This window comes from Sphingopyxis soli, assembly GCF_018682675.1.
GTDB classification, from domain to species: domain Bacteria; phylum Pseudomonadota; class Alphaproteobacteria; order Sphingomonadales; family Sphingomonadaceae; genus Sphingopyxis; species Sphingopyxis soli.
The window spans coordinates 1-15,211 of record NZ_JAFMTR010000057.1 but is presented as its reverse complement, the minus strand read 5'-3'; the positions used below and the strand labels follow the sequence as shown (position 1 = coordinate 15,211).

The following is a 15,211-nucleotide window of genomic DNA, read 5'->3' as shown; positions in this document are numbered from 1 at the left end:
ATCCATTTTTCCAGCGCTGCGCGAATGGACCCCGGATCAAGTCCCGGGTGACGAGACAAGGAAAGACAACTTCCGGTCGACACCGGTCATCTGCCACGGTGCGGATCGCTCGACCGCAACCCGTCGTCACCGGACCAGAACGCCGCCCTTCATGACATGGTCGATCTTTTCGAGGGACCGTATCTCTTTCAGCGGATCGGCCTTGACCGCGATCATGTCCGCATAGCGCCCCGGTACGATCGCGCCGACGTCGGCGCGGCCCATCTCCTCCGATGCGCGGCCGGTCGCAGCCTGAATTGCCTGCATCGGGGTCATGCCGTATCTGACCATATAGGCGAATTGCCGCGCGTTGAGTCCGTGCGGATAGACCCCGGCGTCGGTCGCGAAGCCGATGTTGACGCCCAGTTCGACCGCCCGTTTGAATGCCGCCCGCTGGGTGTCGGTGGTCTCGCGGTTCTTGCGCAGATATTCCTCCGGCCAGCCTTCCTTCGTGCCGACATTGTCGATGTAGTCGCCGTTGTAGATGTCCATCGCGAGCCAGGTGCCGTGCTTCTTCGCAAGCTCTAACGTCGCTTCGTCGGCAAGGCTGGCATGCTCGATGCTGTCGACCCCGGCGTTGATCGCATTCCGGATGCCGATCGCGCCGTGCGCGTGCGCGGTGACGCGTTTACCCCGGGCGTGGGCAACCTGCACGATCGCGCGCAGCTGGTCTTCGGTGAGCTCGGGTGCGCCGGGTTCGGTACCGATCGCGAGGACGGCGCCGGTCGCGATAGCCTTGATGAAGTCGGCGCCGTGGTCGAGCAGATATGTGGCCTTTTCCGCCGCTTCCTCGGGCGTCGCCGCGACACCGAGCCGCATGTCGGGCGGAAGCTGGTCGTTCGGCACAACGCCGTTGAGTTCGCCGCCGCCGCCGGGAATGGTCAGATAGGCGCCCGCGACCCACATGCGCGGCCCCGGCACGTCGCCGCGATCGATCGCGTTGCGCAGCGCCACGTCGGTGAGACCGCGATAGGTGCCGACGTCGCGTACGCTGGTAAAGCCCGCGTCGAGTGTAACCCGAGCGTTGCGCGCGCCGACGAGAGCGGTCTCGGCGGGCGAGGCTTTCATGGGCGCGGCAAGGTCCGCGCTTTGGCCTAGGTCGGCGAGATGCGTGTGGAGATCGATCAGTCCGGGCAGGACGGTATAGGCCGACCAGTCGACGATCGTCGCGCCGTCGGGTGCCTTGCCGCACGGCTCGACCGCCTTGATATGCTCGTCGACGATGGTGACGCACTGGCTGGTGCGCACCTCGTTCGACAGGCCGTCGATCAGCCGCCCGGTCCGGACATAGACGGTTTCGGCGGAAGCGGGGACGGCGGCGAGCGCCGCCGCTGCGATCAGAGCGAAGCGTCGAAGGTGTCGCACTGACGCGGGTCCCCCGTCTGCAGGCCGCGGCGCAGCCAGGTCATGCGCTGCTCGCTCGTGCCGTGGGTGAAGCTTTCGGGGACGGGGCGCTGGCCCGCCGAGCGCATCAGCGTGTCGTCGCCGATGGCATTGGCGGCGCGCATCGCTTCTTCCATATCGCCGGGCTCCATCACGGTCTGCCCGTCCTTGTTGCGGGCGCGATTCGCCCACACGCCGGCGTAGCAATCGGCCTGCAGCTCCATGCGGACTTGCAGCGCATTGCCCTCCGCCTGCGACGCGCGTTGCTGCGCGCGGCGAACCTGATCGGAAATTCCTGTGATCGTCTGGATATGATGGCCGACCTCGTGCGCGACGACATAGGCCTGTGCGGCGTCGCCCGCCGCGCCGAAGCGGTTCGCGAGTTCGTTGAAGAATTGCGTGTCGAGATAAACGCCCTGATCGGCGGGGCAGTAGAAAGGGCCCATTGCCGACTGCGCGGCGCCGCAGCCCGATCGATTCTGATCGGTGAAGAAGTTGAGCGTCGGTTTGCGGTAGCCGGTTATCAGGCTGCCCCACACCTGATGCGTCGAGCCGAAGACATTGCAGGCGAATTTTTCGGCGGCCGTGTCGCACGCGACGCCCTGTGGTGCGCCGCGGCTGTCGGCCATCGGATCGGCGGTGCCGCTGCTCAGCATGTTCGATCCCGGGCCGAGGAGGAAGAACGCGACGACACCGATCAGCAGGATCGTCCCGCAGCCCATTTTTCGCCCGAGCAGCATCGGCAGCAGGCCGAAGAGCAAACCGCCCATGCCGCCGCCTCCACCGCCCCCGAACCCGCCGCCTCCCCGTCCGAGGTCGCGAATGTCGTCGCCGGGATCATAATCGTCGAGGCGCATGGGGCTCTCCCGCCGCTAAATGTCTGTGCGGAGGCGATTGTGGCAGCAGCGCGTTGCAATTGGAAGGGGCTTCGCGCCGTGACACACGCCTTGCAATTGCTCCTGCTGCGGTGCACAAAAGGCGCGGGTGCCGAACGCAGAAAAGGATCGTCCGAGTCCATGCCCCGCCGTGCCGCCCGCGCCGCCCTCCCGCTTCCCGATCTGGTCGTGCTCGTCCTTCAGGGCGGGGGCGCGCTCGGGGCGTTTCAGGCGGGGGTTTACGAGGCGCTGATCGATCTCGGCATCGAGCTGGACTGGGTCGCTGGCATCTCGATCGGCGCGGTCAACGCTGCGATCATTGCCGGGAATCCGCGTGACGAGGCGGTCGGCAAGATGCGGCAATTCTGGGAAGGCGTGTCGTCCGCGCTGCCGCCGCTGCCGATCGCCGACAATGATCTGCTGCGCGAATGGACGCATCTTGGCGCGGCAGCGCAGGTCGCGACCTTCGGCGTGCCCGGCTTCTTCGTCCCCCGTATGCCGCCACCGATGTTCGCCGCGAAGCAGACGCCGGCCGCGGTGAGCTTTTACGACACCGAGCCGCTGGCCGCGACGCTCGACCGGCTGGTCGACTGGGACCGGCTCAACAATGGCAAGGTGCGGCTGTCAGTCGGCGCGGTGGCCGTCGAGACCGGGAATTTCCGTTATTTCGACACGACCACCGACACGATCGATGCCCGGCACATCATGGCGTCGGGCGCGCTGCCGCCCGGACTGCCGCCGGTCGAGATCGACGGGGTCTGGTACTGGGACGGCGGCATCGTGTCGAACACGCCGCTCGAGCATGTCGTCGAGAGCGCGAACGAGGACATGCTCGTCTTTCAGGTCGACCTGTTCCCGGCGCGCGGCGAGCGCCCGCACGACCTCGAAGAGGCGTGGTCGCGAGAGAAGGACATCCGTTATTCGAGCCGCACGCGGCGCATCTCCGACGGGCTGGTGCGGCGGCGCAAGGAACACCGGCTGATCGACCGGATGCTGAGGAAACTGCCGCCCGAAGCGCGCGACCTGCCCGAGGTGAAGGCGGTCGAAAAGATGGTCGACTGCAAGGCGCTCAACGTCGTGCAATTGATCCACCAGCCGCCCGCCTGGCAGACGGGCGCGCGTGATTTCGAATTTTCGCGTTCGACGATGGAGGTCAACTGGGCGCTTGGCCGCGATGCGGTCGAGGCGGCGATGAAGGGCGGGCAATTGCTCGCCGAAAGTATCGTCGAGGGACGTTCCGACAGCTTCGCCGTCCAGTCGGACATGCTGCGCCCGAAAGACGGCTGAATCTCCCCGAAAAATCCCCCCGCCTGAAAGGAAATATCATGCGTCTCCAAGGAAAGACCGCCCTTGTCACCGGATCGACCTCCGGCATCGGCCTCGGCATCGCAAAGGCGTTCGCCGCCGAGGGGGCGAATATCATCATCAACGGCTTCGGCGAGGCGGCCGCGATCGAGGCCGAGCGCGCGGCGCTGGCGGTGCTGAACGGCGGCAAGGCTGTCTATGACGGCGCCGACCTCACCAAGCCCGACGAGATCGAGGCGATGTTCAAGCGCGCCGACAAGGATCTCGGCGGGGTCGACATCCTCGTCAACAATGCCGGGATGCAGTTCGTCTCGCCGGTCGAGGATTTTCCGCCCGAGAAATGGGACATGATCATCGCGCTCAACCTGACCGCGGCGTTTCACACCATCCGTCACGCCGTGCCGGGAATGCGCAAGAAGAAATGGGGGCGGATCATCGGTACCGCTTCGGCGCACTCGCTCGTCGCCTCGCCGTTCAAATCGGCCTATGTCACCGCGAAGCACGGGCTTGCCGGCCTGACCAAGACCGTCGCGCTGGAGGTTGCCGACGCCGGGATCACGGTCAATTGCATCAGCCCTGGCTATGTCTGGACCCCGCTGGTCGAAAACCAGATTCCCGACACGATGAAAGCGCGGCACATGACGCGCGAGCAGGTGATCAACGACGTGCTGCTTGCGGGGCAGCCGACGAAGCAGTTCGTGACGGTCGAGCAGGTCGCGGCGATCGCCGCTTTCCTGACGCGCGACGAGGCGGCGAACATCACCGGCGCAAACCTCAGCGTCGACGGCGGTTGGACCGCGGCCTGAGCATCGCGCTTGAGCATTGGCCTTTCGCCTCCTAAGCTCCGGCAAAACGCCGGGCAGGAGGCAAGGGCAATGGGGGGTCGCATCCCGAAATTTTCGATGCTTTGCGCGGGTGCGCTGGGACTCGGCGCTTGCACCACGATCGCGGCGCAGCCGCCTTCGGAAGCCGATGCGCCGACGCCCGCGCCGGCGGCCGAGACCGCCGGAACCTGGCGCGCGACCGCGACCGATCGGGATCGCGAGCGCGTTCGCAATTGGTATTCGAGCTGGACCGCCGCGCTCGCCGATGCGCGTGCCAAGGGCTATGGCGCGAGCATCGATCGCGAAGGCGTCCTGCTCCAGCCCCGGGCGGCGCTACCGAATCCACATCTTCCCCCCGGCGACTATCGCTGCCGCACGGTCAAGGTCGGCACGCAGGGGCGCGGGACGATCGGCTATATCGCCTATGACTGGTTCCGCTGCCGCGTCGCGCCCGAACAGGGACTGACGAGCATGACCAAGCTGACCGGGTCGCAGCGCCCGGTGGGGCTGGTCTTTCCGGACAATCTGACGCGGCAGGTCTTCCTTGGTACGCTGGTGCTCGGCGACGAGTCGATGGCGGTCAGCTATGGCAGCGACCGGATGCGCGACATGGCGGGGCTGGTCGAGCGTATCGGCGACAATCGCTGGCGGCTGGTGCTGCCGTCGCCGGCCTATGAATCCTTGCTCGACGTGATCGAGCTCGTTCCGGCAAACTAAATGGGGGAATCGACATGCGGATATTGTGGACGGGCATTGCTGCCCTTGCGCTGACGATGCCGGCCGCAGCGCAGGAAATCGGCGGCGAGGTGCAGAAGCAGATGCCGTCGCTGATGAACATCTACAAGGATCTGCATGCCAATCCCGAACTCAGCTTCATGGAAGTGCGCTCGGCCGGCATTCTGGCGGCCGAAGCGCGCAAGCTGGGGTTCGAGGTAACCGAAAAGGTCGGCGGAACGGGCGTCGTCGCGGTGTTGAAGAATGGTCCGGGGCCGGTGGTCCTCGTCCGCGCCGACATGGACGGGCTGCCGGTGGTCGAACAGACGGGGCTTCCCGGGGCATCGAAGGTACGCGTTACCACCAAGGAAGGCGTCGAAACCGGCGTCATGCACGCCTGCGGTCACGACACGCATATGACCGCCTGGGTCGGCGTCGCGCGGCTGATGGCGGCGAACAAGGACAAATGGTCGGGCACGCTGGTGATGATCGGCCAGCCCGCCGAGGAACGCGGCGCGGGTGCGCGGATGATGCTCGCCGACGGGCTGTATACGCGCTTCCCCCGGCCGGAATATGCGATCGCCTTCCACGACGCCGCGGGCTTTCCGGCGGGGATGATCGGCTATACGCCGGGCTATGCGCTCGCCAATGTCGACAGCGTCGATATCCTCGTAAAGGGGCTCGGCGGGCATGGCGCCTATCCGCAGGCGACGAAGGATCCGATCGTGCTCGCCAGCCGGATCGTGACCTCGCTGCAGACGCTCGTTTCGCGCGAGATCAGCCCGCTCGACAGCGCGGTGGTGACGGTCGGCAGCTTTCACGCCGGCGCCAAGCATAATATCATCCCGGACGAGGCGCGGCTGCAGCTGACCGTGCGGAGCTACACCGACGAGGTGCGGGCAAAGCTGCTCGACGGGATCGCGCGGATCGCGAAGGGCGAGGCGATCGCTGCGGGCATTCCCGAAGACAGGATGCCCGTCGTGACCGTCGAAAAGGACGAGTTCACCCCGGCGATGTTCAACACCGTCGACTTCACGAACGAAATGGCGGGCTTCCTCAAAACGCGTTTCGGCGAGAAGCGAGTCATGCAACTGCCGCCGGTGATGGGCGGCGAGGATTTCAGCCGCTTCTCGCGCGAAGAGAACAAGGACATCAAGAGCCTGATCATCTGGGTCGGCGGCGTGCCGCAGGCCGAGTTCGATGCGGCGAAGAAGGAAGGCCGGACCCTGCCGAGCCTGCACTCGCCCTTCTGGGCGCCCGATGCCCCCGTCGTCATTTCGACCGCGACCGAGGCGCTGACGGCGATGGCGATGAAGTTGATGCCGAAGGGGTAGGCGGAAAGGCAGAAAGCCGTCACGGCTCCCGTGGAAAGTCGTCATTTGCGGACGCAGAACGGCTCGTCGAGGCTGACCGGGGCCGATCGGGCCATGCTATTGTTTCCCAAATAAATTGGGATAGACCTGTCCGTGAGGCTGTGGTGAGCGAGGATATGCCTGCCAAAGACCCTGTATCCAGCCTGTCCGCGTGCCTTACCGACCGGGAGCTGGAAATTCTGCGCCTGTTGGCTGCAGGGCATACCGTGAAGACGATCGCCGCGCGTCTGGATCGTTCGGAAACCTCGATCAACGAGCGTTTGCGTACAGCCCGCCGCAAGACAGGCGTCGGTAGCAGCCGCGAACTGGCGCGTCTTGTGGATGCCCAGAAAAATTGTGACAAAAATATCGATCTTTCGGCGCAGCGCTCCTCCGTGGAGGACTTGGCACACACCGCGACCATCGGGGTTCGCGGGTCGAAAGGAATGATCGTCATGCTTATCGCACTACCCTTGGCTGCCGCCGGATTGATGATCGCGGTCGCGCCGTCCGCCGATTCCGCCGCAAAGCGCGATACCGTTTACAGCACGGCATCGCGGCAACCGCCGCTGGCCGGAAGCTGGTCGCTGGATGCGTCGCAGATGCCGGAGGAAGAGCGCCCCCAACGGGTGACGATGACCTTCCGCGCATCGCCGGACGGAAAATGGACGACGCGCGTCGAAATCGTCGCACCCGACGGTTCCAGCAAGCATTCGGAATCGACCGCCGCTCTCGATGGCGTCGCGGTGCCGATCACCGGAAATATGGACTTCATCGACAGCGTTGCGCTGCGCCAGCCGGCTCCGAACACGCTGGTCATGACCCTGGGAAAGGCGGGCGCCCGGGTGTCGACGCGGGTCTATACCGTGGCCAAGGATCGGAAAACCATGACCGAAACGATCGTCTGGTCCGGCGACAGTCGTCAAAAACTGGAAACGACGCACTTCAATCGCATCGATTGATCGCGACCTGAACGCGTGCGGATTGCAGCGGAGCGGTGGTGATTATTTTCCGGCTTCCAGCGTTTTGAGCCATCCCAGAACCTCCGCCTGCAACCGTATGCGGGCATCGGACCAGCTATGGTCGGTCGCAACGTGCAGCGTTTTCAGTTTCGTTCCGCCGCCGGCAGCGATCGCCTTGGTCAGCCCGTCGCTCATCCCGGCAAGACCGTCGTCGGAGGTCAGCACGAACAGATTCGTCTGCATCAGGTCCGGTGCTGCTTTCGCGAAGTCGAAGCGGTCCTTGTTGGCGATAATCTCGTCGGCCATCGCTTCGGGCGTCGCTCCCGCCAGCGCTTCCATGCCGTTACGAGCAAGCAGCGCCGCGGCCTGATCGCGCGGGAGGGAGCCGATCAGGCCCATATTGCCCGCCGAAATCATCGCCGCGCCGATCAGACCCTTGTCGTGCGCGGCGGTGAGGGCGGCGACCCAGCCGCCCATGCTGTGGCCGATGATGACGAGGCGCTTCGGGTCGATCCGGAGTTTCGCGGCGTTGGCGGGATCGCGCGCGAAGGCGAGCACGGCGTTCGCGTCCTCCAGATTGCCCGCGAAGCGGTAATCGCCGGGGCTGCCCCACGAGCCGCGATAGTTGAAGGTGATCACCGTCCAGCCCGCGCGGCGCATCGCCTGCGCGAGGTCGAGATTCTTCTCGTTGCCGGGCAAGCCGTGGCAGAGGATAACGGTCGGGTGCGGCCCCACGCCCGCGGCGACATAGACGACGCCGTTGATTTCGACCCCGCCGCTGGGGATGTGGACGACCTCCATCGCGGCGGGATCGGCCTTGTCGACGGGCGGATCGGTGTAGATGACGGCGGGGAGTTCGGGCGGCTGCGCGAATGCGCCGCCGGTCAGCATTGGAGGCAGGGCGAGCAGCGCGGCGATCCAGGTCTTCATCGTTTTTCCCCGTTGATTTCGAAGCTGCGCCGCGACCGCTCGCTACTCCTGTTTTTCCACCATTCTAATGTTGAAATCTAGGTAACCAGCCACATTCAACGTGAAGACAACTCCGCCAAAACACTCATAATGCGTTCGAGGTGTCACAAAGATATTCAACGATTTGATCGGCTGTCCTTCTCCGTCCTTCATCTCGCGATAGGATCGTGCAAAAATTAAGAGCTGGACGGAATCAACACGATTCTCACCGAAATGAACATCGCATTGGAGGCGATCCTTTTCGTTTCGGGAATCGACGTAGACGAACATGTCGGGGCTCCCGAGTGCGGCTATATCGTATATGTCGTCGCCAGCGATCAGCGGATTATCAGTTATGTCAAAACGAGCGAAGCGTAGATTGCCACCAAGACCAAGTTTGCGACCGAGCGACACGTTGGCCGCCTTGTAAAGCTCTAGAAAATCGGAAAATCGTACGAGGCCGTCGGCCGATATCCGGATACGCCCGTCGGGTTTGTTTTGGATGACTGTCAGAAAATCTGCAGCAGAGATTCGATCTCCATTGCGGCGAAGGTTGCCGTCGACGAGCAAATCATATTCGTCGATATCGGGGGCCTCCTCATCGTGATATTTATCGACTAACGGCCAAGACATAAGGCTCATGCTGTCTAGGACTCTATAAGATTGCTGTGCTGCCGCCATGCCGGACCAAGGCACAGTAAACATTAAGGCAGCGGTCATTTTCCAGAGGTTTATCCGTGCTATCAACTGGCGTCCTTTCTCTAAATTTCTTTGTGCTTGCGAGGGACTAGCTGATCGATGCTCCACCCCATCTCACACCTTCGATAAAGCGTCTGGCTCCCGCCGCGGCGCCTTCGCGTAGCGGGGCGACACCCGCATGGGCTTCGTATGAAAGCGCCCCCTCGATATCAAAATCCCATTGGCGGTAGGCGCTGAGGCGGTCGCTGTTCATGCACGGCTGCGGGAAGGCGGAGATCTGCTTGGCGAGTTCGATGGCGGCGGTAAGGGCCGTGCCATCGGCGACCAATCGGTCGGCGAGGCCGATGCCCAGCGCTTCGTCGGCCGCGACGGGGCGGCCGGTCAGGATCATATCCATCGCGCGGCCCTGTCCGACGATACGCGGCAGGCGAACGGTGCCGCCATCGATCAGCGGCACGCCCCAGCGGCGGCAATAGACACCGAATATGGCGCTTTCCGCGGCAACGCGCATGTCGCACCAGAGCGCGAGTTCGAGTCCGCCGGCGACGGCATGGCCTTCGACCGCAGCGATCACGGGCTTTTCGAGCAGCATTCGCGTCGGTCCCATCGGACCGGGGCCGTCGGGGTCGTAGCGGGATGTGCCGACCGCACCGAGATCGAATCCCGCGCAGAATTGGCCCGCGCTGCCGGTCAGGATCGCGACACGCGCGTTGTCGTCCCCGGCAAAGGCCGTGAACGCCTCGCGGAGAGCCAGCGCGGTCAGCGGGTCGACGGCGTTGCGCTTGGCGGGCCGGTCGATGGTGACGATCGTCACCGGGCCATCATGGTCGATCCGGACGGTCATGGTTTCTCCCCAAAGCTCGGCGATCCGATGCCCTGACGGGCTAGCACGACCGGAGGGGGAGGGGCAAAGCCTTGCAACGCGTCCGCCTCTACCCTACATAGAGGTTATGCGGGCCGGGCCCCTCTGGCGTCGGCGGAAGAAATTCCGCCACGTGATGTCGGACCGCATCGGGTGACACCGATGCTTGGCCTACCTCCCCTCAATCCCGGGTCCGGCGTCGGCGTCACCTGCTTGATTTCATCAATCAGGAGGCCCTTATGACTTTCAGATCGCGTTTTTACCGGCTGACCGAACTGCACCGCCAGATCGACGATGCGCTGCGCCGCGAGAACCGGCGCCGCGGCGCCGATCCGTTCCGGCTGCTGCGGCTGAAGACGCTGAAGCTCGCGGTGCGCAAACGGCTCGCGAGCCTGTCGCGCCAGCCCGCGCTCGCAATCTAACCCACCATAAGACAAAGCCAGAGACGCTGCCCGAGGAGGGCGGCGCCTTTGGCATATGCCAGGGATCATCATCATGGAATTTCTGTTCGCCGACTGGCTGGGTACCCCGGCCTGGTTCTGGCTCGCCTTCATCAGCCTGGTCGTCGCGCTGACCGCGTTCGACCTCGGGATCCTCAACAAGGAAAACAAGGAGATGGGGATCGGCGAGAGCCTGAAGCTCTCGGTGCTCTACATCACGATCGCGCTCGCCTTCGGCGCGTGGATATGGATCGAGAAGGGCGGCGAGGCCGGCCTGCAATATTACACCGGCTTCTTCATCGAGAAGGCGCTGTCGATCGACAATATCTTCGTCATTTCGCTGATCTTCGCGACCTTCGCGATCCCGCCGCGCTACCAGTATCGCGCGCTCCTCTGGGGTATCGTCGCGGTGATCGTGCTGCGTGGGATCATGATCGCGGGCGGCGCGGCGCTGGTCACCGAATATGGCTGGCTGCTATATGTCTTCGCGGCGTTCCTCGTGTTCACGGGCATCAAGATGCTGTTCGCGGGCGAGAAGCCGATGGACGTTGCGGGCAACCCGGTCGTCAAATGGCTGTCGCGGCACATCCCGATCACGCACGAGCTGCATGGCGAGAAATTTTTCGTGCGCGTGCCCGATACGAAGACCGGCAAACTCGCGCTCGCCGCGACGCCGCTGTTCCTGGCGCTGGTCGTCATCAACCTTGCCGACCTGGTGTTCGCGGTCGACAGCGTGCCCGCGATCTTCGCGATCACGACCGACACGTTCATCGTCTATACGTCGAACATCATGGCGATCCTCGGCCTGCGCGCGCTCTATTTCGCGCTCGCGGCGATGGTGCACCGCTTCCATTACCTGAAATATGCGCTGGCACTGGTGCTGGTGTTCATCGGCTCGAAGATTTTCGTCGCCGACTTCGTCCTTGGCGGCGACAAGTTCCCGCCGCTGGTCAGCCTCGGCGTGACGGTCGCGCTGATTGCGGGCGGCGTGATCTGGTCGCTCGTCAAGACGAAGAGCGAGGAGCCTGCGGCAATGTGATGCGGGGGGCGGGTGGAAACGCCCGCCTCTTACACCGCCATCAGCAGGACGTCGTCGTCGCGTGGAGCCGCGGCCTCGAACGAGGGCAGGGGCTCGAATTCTTCATCCTCGACCTGCGCGGCGCCAAGCCCGTCGAGCTTGAAATGACCGAGCCGGCGTTCGTCGTCGGAGCGCCAGGCCTTGTCGAGATTGAGCGCGCTGATGAACAGGGCGCCGTGGCGTTCGAACATCTGGTGCGGGGCCAGCGTCATGCGCGTGCCATTATACAGGGCGGTGACCCGCCGACGGCGCGCGATGGCTTCCATCACCTTCAACCGTGTTTCGTCCATTGAAATTACCTTGGGGAGGATTTTGTGCGTTGCAACAAGATGCACATTCCGCGCGCGACCGGCAAGTGGAAAACGTTGTCATAAACACAGCTTTCCTTGCCCCGGACCCAATAAAAATGTCCGCCGGAGGCCGTATTGGCTTCCGACGGACAGGCTTTCCTCCCCAGGAAAGCTCGGGAGGCGCGGAGCGACAGGTCGCAAGGGCTCCGCGCCAAACGGGGTGGCACGAGGGGGTGCAACGGGCCCCTCGTGCCGAACTCGTATCAGGCGGCGAACTGGTTCATCGTATTGTCCTTGCCCGCGGCCTTCAGGGCCGCTTCGCCGGCGAAATATTCCTTGTGATCGTCGCCGATGTCGCTGCCCGACATATTCTGGTGCTTCACACAGGCGATGCCCTGGCGGATTTCGGCGCGCTGGACACCCTTGACGTAGCCGAGCATCGCCTCGTCGCCGAAATATTCCTTGGCGAGATTGTCGGTGCTGAGCGCCGCGGTGTGATAGGTCGGCAGGGTGATCAGGTGGTGGAAGATTCCCGCCCGCTTCGCCGCGTCGCGCTGGAAGGTGCGGATACGGTTGTCGGCCTCTTCGCTGAGTTCGGTGTCGTCGTAATCGACGCTCATCAGCTTGGCGCGGTCATAGGCGGACACGTCGCGGCCTTCCTCGGCCCAGCTGTCGTAAACCTGCTGGCGGAAGTTCAGCGTCCAGTTGAAGCTCGGTGAGTTGTTGTACGCGAGCTTCGCATTGGGGAAGACCTCGCGGATGCGGTCGACCATGCCGGCGATCTGTTCGATGTGCGGCTTTTCGGTCTCGATCCACAGCAGATCGGCGCCGTTCTGCAGGCTGGCGATGCAATCCATGACGCAGCGGTCCTCGCCGGTTCCGGGGCGGAACTGATAGAGGTTCGAGGGCAGGCGCTTCGGGCGCATCAGCTTGCCGTCGCGGTTGATCAGGACGTCGCCGGGGTTGCCCGCGCCCTCGACCTCTTCGCAATCGAGGAAGCTGTTGTACCGGTCGCCGAGGTCACCGGGTTCCTTCGAATAGGCGATCTGCTTGGTGAGGCCCGCGCCGAGGCTGTCGGTGCGCGTCACGATGATGCCGTCCTCGACGCCGAGTTCCATGAAGGCGTAGCGGCAGGCGCGGATCTTCGCGATGAAGTCTTCGTGCGGCACCGTGACCTTGCCGTCCTGGTGGCCGCACTGCTTTTCGTCCGAGACCTGATTTTCGATCTGGAGCGCGCAGGCACCAGCCTCGATCATCTTCTTGGCGAGCAGGTAGGTCGCCTCGGCATTGCCGAAGCCGGCGTCGATGTCAGCGATGATCGGCACGACGTGCGTTTCGTGATTGTCGATCGCAGCCTGGACCTGTTTTGCCTTGAGCTCGTCGCCCTCGGCGCGCGCGGCGTCGAGGTCGCGGAACAACATGCCGAGTTCGCGCGCGTCGGCCTGGCGCAGGAAGGTGTAGATTTCCTCGATCAGCGCCGGGACGCTGGTCTTTTCGTGCATCGACTGGTCGGGCAGCGGGCCGAATTCGCTGCGCAGCGCGGCGATCATCCAGCCCGAGAGATAGATGTAGCGGCCCTTGACGGTCCCGAAATGCTTCTTGACCGAGATCATCTTCTGCTGCGCGATGAAGCCGTGCCAGCAGCCGAGCGACTGGGTGTAGTTGGCGGGGTCGGCGTCGTAGGCGGCCATGTCGGCGCGCATGATGCGTGCGGTGTAGCGGGCGATGTCGAGCCCGGTGCGAAATTTGTTCTGGGCGCGCATCCGGGCGACGCTTTCGCCGCTGATGCCGTCCCAGGTGCCGTCATAGTCGCGGATGAGGCGGCCTGCCTGCGCCATGTCTTCGGTGTAGCCCATCGTTCGAATCCCTTGTGGAGAGGTGATGGGTGGAAGTTGGCGAAGGTGCCGCGCAAAGTGAAAAGCTTTGTCAATAATATTTGTGAAATACGGCGATAAGGTGTAAATCATTATGTAAAGTAGTAAAGAAAGTTACAGTTCATGGCGGAGCGGCGGGTGTTTGCGGGGCCGGCGGTGCGCAAGGTGCGGCGCGAGGCGGCGATGACGCAGGCGGCGATGGCCGAGGCGCTCGACATCTCGCCGAGCTATCTCAACCTGATCGAGCATGGCCAGCGGCCGCTGTCGGCGACGGTGATCGTGCGGTTGGCCGAGCGCTTCGGGTTCGATGCCGCGAAGCTGGGCGCCGAAGACGTGCCGGGCGGGCTTGCCGGGCTGCGGCGGCGGCTTGCCGACCCGCGCTTCGCCGACCTCGGCATTGGACCGCAGGAGGTCGAGGAGTGGCTGCAGACCGCGCCCGCGACCGCCGCTGCCTTCGCCCGCCTGTTCGATGCCGCCCCCGAGGAACGCGGCGAAGCGCAGGGCGATGCTCCCGAAGTTGCCGCGGTGCGCCGCGCGATCGAGCAATGGCGCAACCATTTTCCCGATTTGGATGCGCGCGCCGAGGAACTGGCCGACGAGCTGCGGCTCGCGGGCGGCGACCTTTATGGTACGATTTCGGAGCGTTTGCGCACACGGCACCAGCTGGGGATCCGGATCTTGCCGAGCGACGTGATGCCCGACCGGCTGCGCTGGCTCGACTGGCACGCGCGGCAACTGATGCTGAACGAGCTGCTGCGCCCCGCGTCGCGCACCTTCCAGGCGGCGGCGACGCTGGCGCAGATCGAGGCGAAGGACGAGATCGACGCGCTGGTTGCGGGCGCGGGGTTCGCCGAGGCGGCGGCGGCCCGCATGTTCGAGCGCCACCTGATCCACTATTTCGCCGCGGCGCTGATGATGCCTTATGGCCGCTTCCTGCGCGCGTGCGATGCGACCGGCTATGATCTGCTGCTGCTCCAGCGGCGCTTCGGCGCGGGTTATGAGCAGGTTGCGCACCGGCTGACGACGTTGCAGCGCGTCGGCGCGCGCGGCCTGCCCTTTTTCATGCTGCGCATCGACCGCGCCGGGCAGGGGAGTAAGCGCTATGCGGGGGCGAGCCAGTCGCCGCTGGTCGACGGCGACGCGCGCTGCCCGCTGTGGGGGGTGCATGAAGCCTTTGCACGCCCCGGCGAAGTGATCGCCGATCTGGTCGAGCTGGAAGACGGCTCGCGCTGGTTCACCCAGTCGCGTTCGGTCGCCGCCCCCGGCGCGAGCGGCAGCGGGACGCCCGCGCGCTTTGCCGTGTGCGTCGGGGTCGACGCGAAGGTCGCGGCGCCCCTGATCGCCGCGCGCGGGATCGACCTGATGCGCAGCCCCGCGACGCCGATCGGGCTCGGTTGCCGCCGCTGCACGCGCAGCGGCTGCATCCAGCGCTCGATGCCGCCGCTGGGCCGCCCGCTGCGTTTCCGCGAAGGCGAGCGGGGCGTGAGCGCGTTCGATTTCGCGGGCGACTAGAGTGCGTTCGGTTTTGATTGAATCAAAACCGGCACTCCAGATTCTTGTTTTGCC

Annotated in this window: 15 protein-coding genes; 8 read left to right on the top strand and 7 right to left on the bottom strand. The window is 64.6% G+C overall.

Annotated features, from left to right (window positions below):
- Positions 1–126: 126 nt before the first annotated feature.
- Positions 127–1,404, bottom strand: coding sequence for a Xaa-Pro dipeptidase (locus J1N50_RS08885; protein WP_215353038.1), 1,278 nt, complete (start codon positions 1,402–1,404; stop codon positions 127–129).
- A complete protein-coding gene (gene ypfJ / locus J1N50_RS08880; RefSeq protein WP_215353036.1) occupies positions 1,377–2,279 on the bottom strand; it encodes a KPN_02809 family neutral zinc metallopeptidase in 903 nt (300 codons plus the stop codon). The genes J1N50_RS08885 and ypfJ overlap by 28 nt, the downstream gene beginning before the upstream one ends.
- Before the next feature lie 159 nt (positions 2,280–2,438).
- Here ypfJ and J1N50_RS08875 point away from each other — a divergent pair, with 159 nt between their 5' ends.
- The 5 genes from J1N50_RS08875 (at position 2,439) to J1N50_RS08855 (ending at position 7,454) form a co-directional block, all read left to right on the top strand.
- Positions 2,439–3,584 (top strand): patatin-like phospholipase family protein, encoded by a 1,146-nt coding sequence (locus J1N50_RS08875; RefSeq protein WP_215353034.1) that lies wholly within the window; start codon positions 2,439–2,441, stop codon positions 3,582–3,584.
- 38 nt (positions 3,585–3,622) lie between these two features.
- Positions 3,623–4,408 carry a 3-hydroxybutyrate dehydrogenase gene (locus J1N50_RS08870; RefSeq protein WP_215353032.1) on the top strand — a complete coding sequence of 262 codons (786 nt, stop codon included), beginning with the start codon at positions 3,623–3,625 and terminating at the stop codon, positions 4,406–4,408.
- A 69-nt stretch (positions 4,409–4,477) separates the two neighbouring features.
- Complete coding sequence (locus J1N50_RS08865; RefSeq protein ID WP_215353029.1) at positions 4,478–5,143, top strand: DUF4893 domain-containing protein; 666 nt, start codon at positions 4,478–4,480, stop codon at positions 5,141–5,143.
- 14 nt (positions 5,144–5,157) lie between these two features.
- Entirely contained in the window at positions 5,158–6,474 is a 1,317-nt protein-coding gene (locus J1N50_RS08860) for an amidohydrolase (RefSeq protein WP_215353028.1), read from the top strand.
- Positions 6,475–6,629: 155 nt separating this feature from the next.
- Complete coding sequence (locus J1N50_RS08855; RefSeq protein WP_215353027.1) at positions 6,630–7,454, top strand: response regulator transcription factor; 825 nt, start codon at positions 6,630–6,632, stop codon at positions 7,452–7,454.
- Positions 7,455–7,496: 42 nt separating this feature from the next.
- On the opposite strand, the gene J1N50_RS08850 is transcribed toward J1N50_RS08855, so the two are convergent.
- From J1N50_RS08850 to J1N50_RS08840, 3 genes are all read right to left on the bottom strand, one after another.
- Positions 7,497–8,384, bottom strand: coding sequence for an alpha/beta hydrolase family protein (locus tag J1N50_RS08850; protein WP_215353024.1), 888 nt, complete (start codon positions 8,382–8,384; stop codon positions 7,497–7,499).
- 42 nt (positions 8,385–8,426) lie between these two features.
- The gene (locus J1N50_RS08845; RefSeq protein WP_215353017.1) at positions 8,427–9,122 is read right to left on the bottom strand and encodes a hypothetical protein; all 696 of its coding nucleotides are present in this window, start codon (positions 9,120–9,122) and stop codon (positions 8,427–8,429) included.
- A gap of 67 nt (positions 9,123–9,189) precedes the next feature.
- On the bottom strand, positions 9,190–9,945 hold the full coding sequence (locus tag J1N50_RS08840; RefSeq protein ID WP_215353016.1) for a crotonase/enoyl-CoA hydratase family protein: 756 nt from the start codon (positions 9,943–9,945) through the stop codon (positions 9,190–9,192).
- Between the two features lie 257 nt (positions 9,946–10,202).
- On the opposite strand from J1N50_RS08840, the gene J1N50_RS08835 reads away from it, so the two are divergent.
- Together J1N50_RS08835 and J1N50_RS08830 are read left to right on the top strand one after the other, a co-directional pair.
- Positions 10,203–10,385: a DUF465 domain-containing protein gene (locus J1N50_RS08835; protein WP_215353015.1), complete on the top strand. Its 183-nt coding sequence runs from the start codon at positions 10,203–10,205 to the stop codon at positions 10,383–10,385.
- Positions 10,386–10,458: 73 nt separating this feature from the next.
- Entirely contained in the window at positions 10,459–11,442 is a 984-nt protein-coding gene (locus tag J1N50_RS08830) for a TerC family protein (RefSeq protein ID WP_215353014.1), read from the top strand.
- Between the two features lie 29 nt (positions 11,443–11,471).
- Here the strand turns inward: J1N50_RS08830 and J1N50_RS08825 are convergent, their stop codons facing one another.
- Positions 11,472–11,771: a WYL domain-containing protein gene (locus J1N50_RS08825; protein WP_215353012.1), complete on the bottom strand. Its 300-nt coding sequence runs from the start codon at positions 11,769–11,771 to the stop codon at positions 11,472–11,474.
- Positions 11,772–12,034: 263 nt separating this feature from the next.
- Complete coding sequence (locus tag J1N50_RS08820; RefSeq protein WP_215353010.1) at positions 12,035–13,627, bottom strand: isocitrate lyase; 1,593 nt, start codon at positions 13,625–13,627, stop codon at positions 12,035–12,037.
- A gap of 141 nt (positions 13,628–13,768) precedes the next feature.
- Between J1N50_RS08820 and J1N50_RS08815 the strand changes: the two genes are divergently transcribed.
- Positions 13,769–15,157, top strand: coding sequence for a helix-turn-helix domain-containing protein (locus J1N50_RS08815; protein WP_215353008.1), 1,389 nt, complete (start codon positions 13,769–13,771; stop codon positions 15,155–15,157).
- The last annotated feature ends 54 nt before the right edge of the window (positions 15,158–15,211 follow it).

What these genes read in the sequence shown, in the direction of transcription:
- J1N50_RS08825 (WP_215353012.1), bottom strand. Translation starts at nt 11,771, where the DNA reads ATGGACGAAACACGGTTGAAGGTGATGGAAGCCATCGCGCGCCGTCGG.
- J1N50_RS08835 (WP_215353015.1), top strand. Translation starts at nt 10,203, where the DNA reads ATGACTTTCAGATCGCGTTTTTACCGGCTGACCGAACTGCACCGCCAG.
- J1N50_RS08875 (WP_215353034.1), top strand. Translation starts at nt 2,439, where the DNA reads ATGCCCCGCCGTGCCGCCCGCGCCGCCCTCCCGCTTCCCGATCTGGTC.
- J1N50_RS08870 (WP_215353032.1), top strand. Translation starts at nt 3,623, where the DNA reads ATGCGTCTCCAAGGAAAGACCGCCCTTGTCACCGGATCGACCTCCGGC.
- J1N50_RS08840 (WP_215353016.1), bottom strand. Translation starts at nt 9,945, where the DNA reads ATGACCGTCCGGATCGACCATGATGGCCCGGTGACGATCGTCACCATC.
- J1N50_RS08855 (WP_215353027.1), top strand. Translation starts at nt 6,630, where the DNA reads ATGCCTGCCAAAGACCCTGTATCCAGCCTGTCCGCGTGCCTTACCGAC.
- J1N50_RS08820 (WP_215353010.1), bottom strand. Translation starts at nt 13,627, where the DNA reads ATGGGCTACACCGAAGACATGGCGCAGGCAGGCCGCCTCATCCGCGAC.
- J1N50_RS08865 (WP_215353029.1), top strand. Translation starts at nt 4,478, where the DNA reads ATGGGGGGTCGCATCCCGAAATTTTCGATGCTTTGCGCGGGTGCGCTG.
- ypfJ (WP_215353036.1), bottom strand. Translation starts at nt 2,279, where the DNA reads ATGCGCCTCGACGATTATGATCCCGGCGACGACATTCGCGACCTCGGA.
- J1N50_RS08845 (WP_215353017.1), bottom strand. Translation starts at nt 9,122, where the DNA reads ATGACCGCTGCCTTAATGTTTACTGTGCCTTGGTCCGGCATGGCGGCA.
- J1N50_RS08850 (WP_215353024.1), bottom strand. Translation starts at nt 8,384, where the DNA reads ATGAAGACCTGGATCGCCGCGCTGCTCGCCCTGCCTCCAATGCTGACC.
- J1N50_RS08830 (WP_215353014.1), top strand. Translation starts at nt 10,459, where the DNA reads ATGGAATTTCTGTTCGCCGACTGGCTGGGTACCCCGGCCTGGTTCTGG.
- J1N50_RS08815 (WP_215353008.1), top strand. Translation starts at nt 13,769, where the DNA reads ATGGCGGAGCGGCGGGTGTTTGCGGGGCCGGCGGTGCGCAAGGTGCGG.
- J1N50_RS08860 (WP_215353028.1), top strand. Translation starts at nt 5,158, where the DNA reads ATGCGGATATTGTGGACGGGCATTGCTGCCCTTGCGCTGACGATGCCG.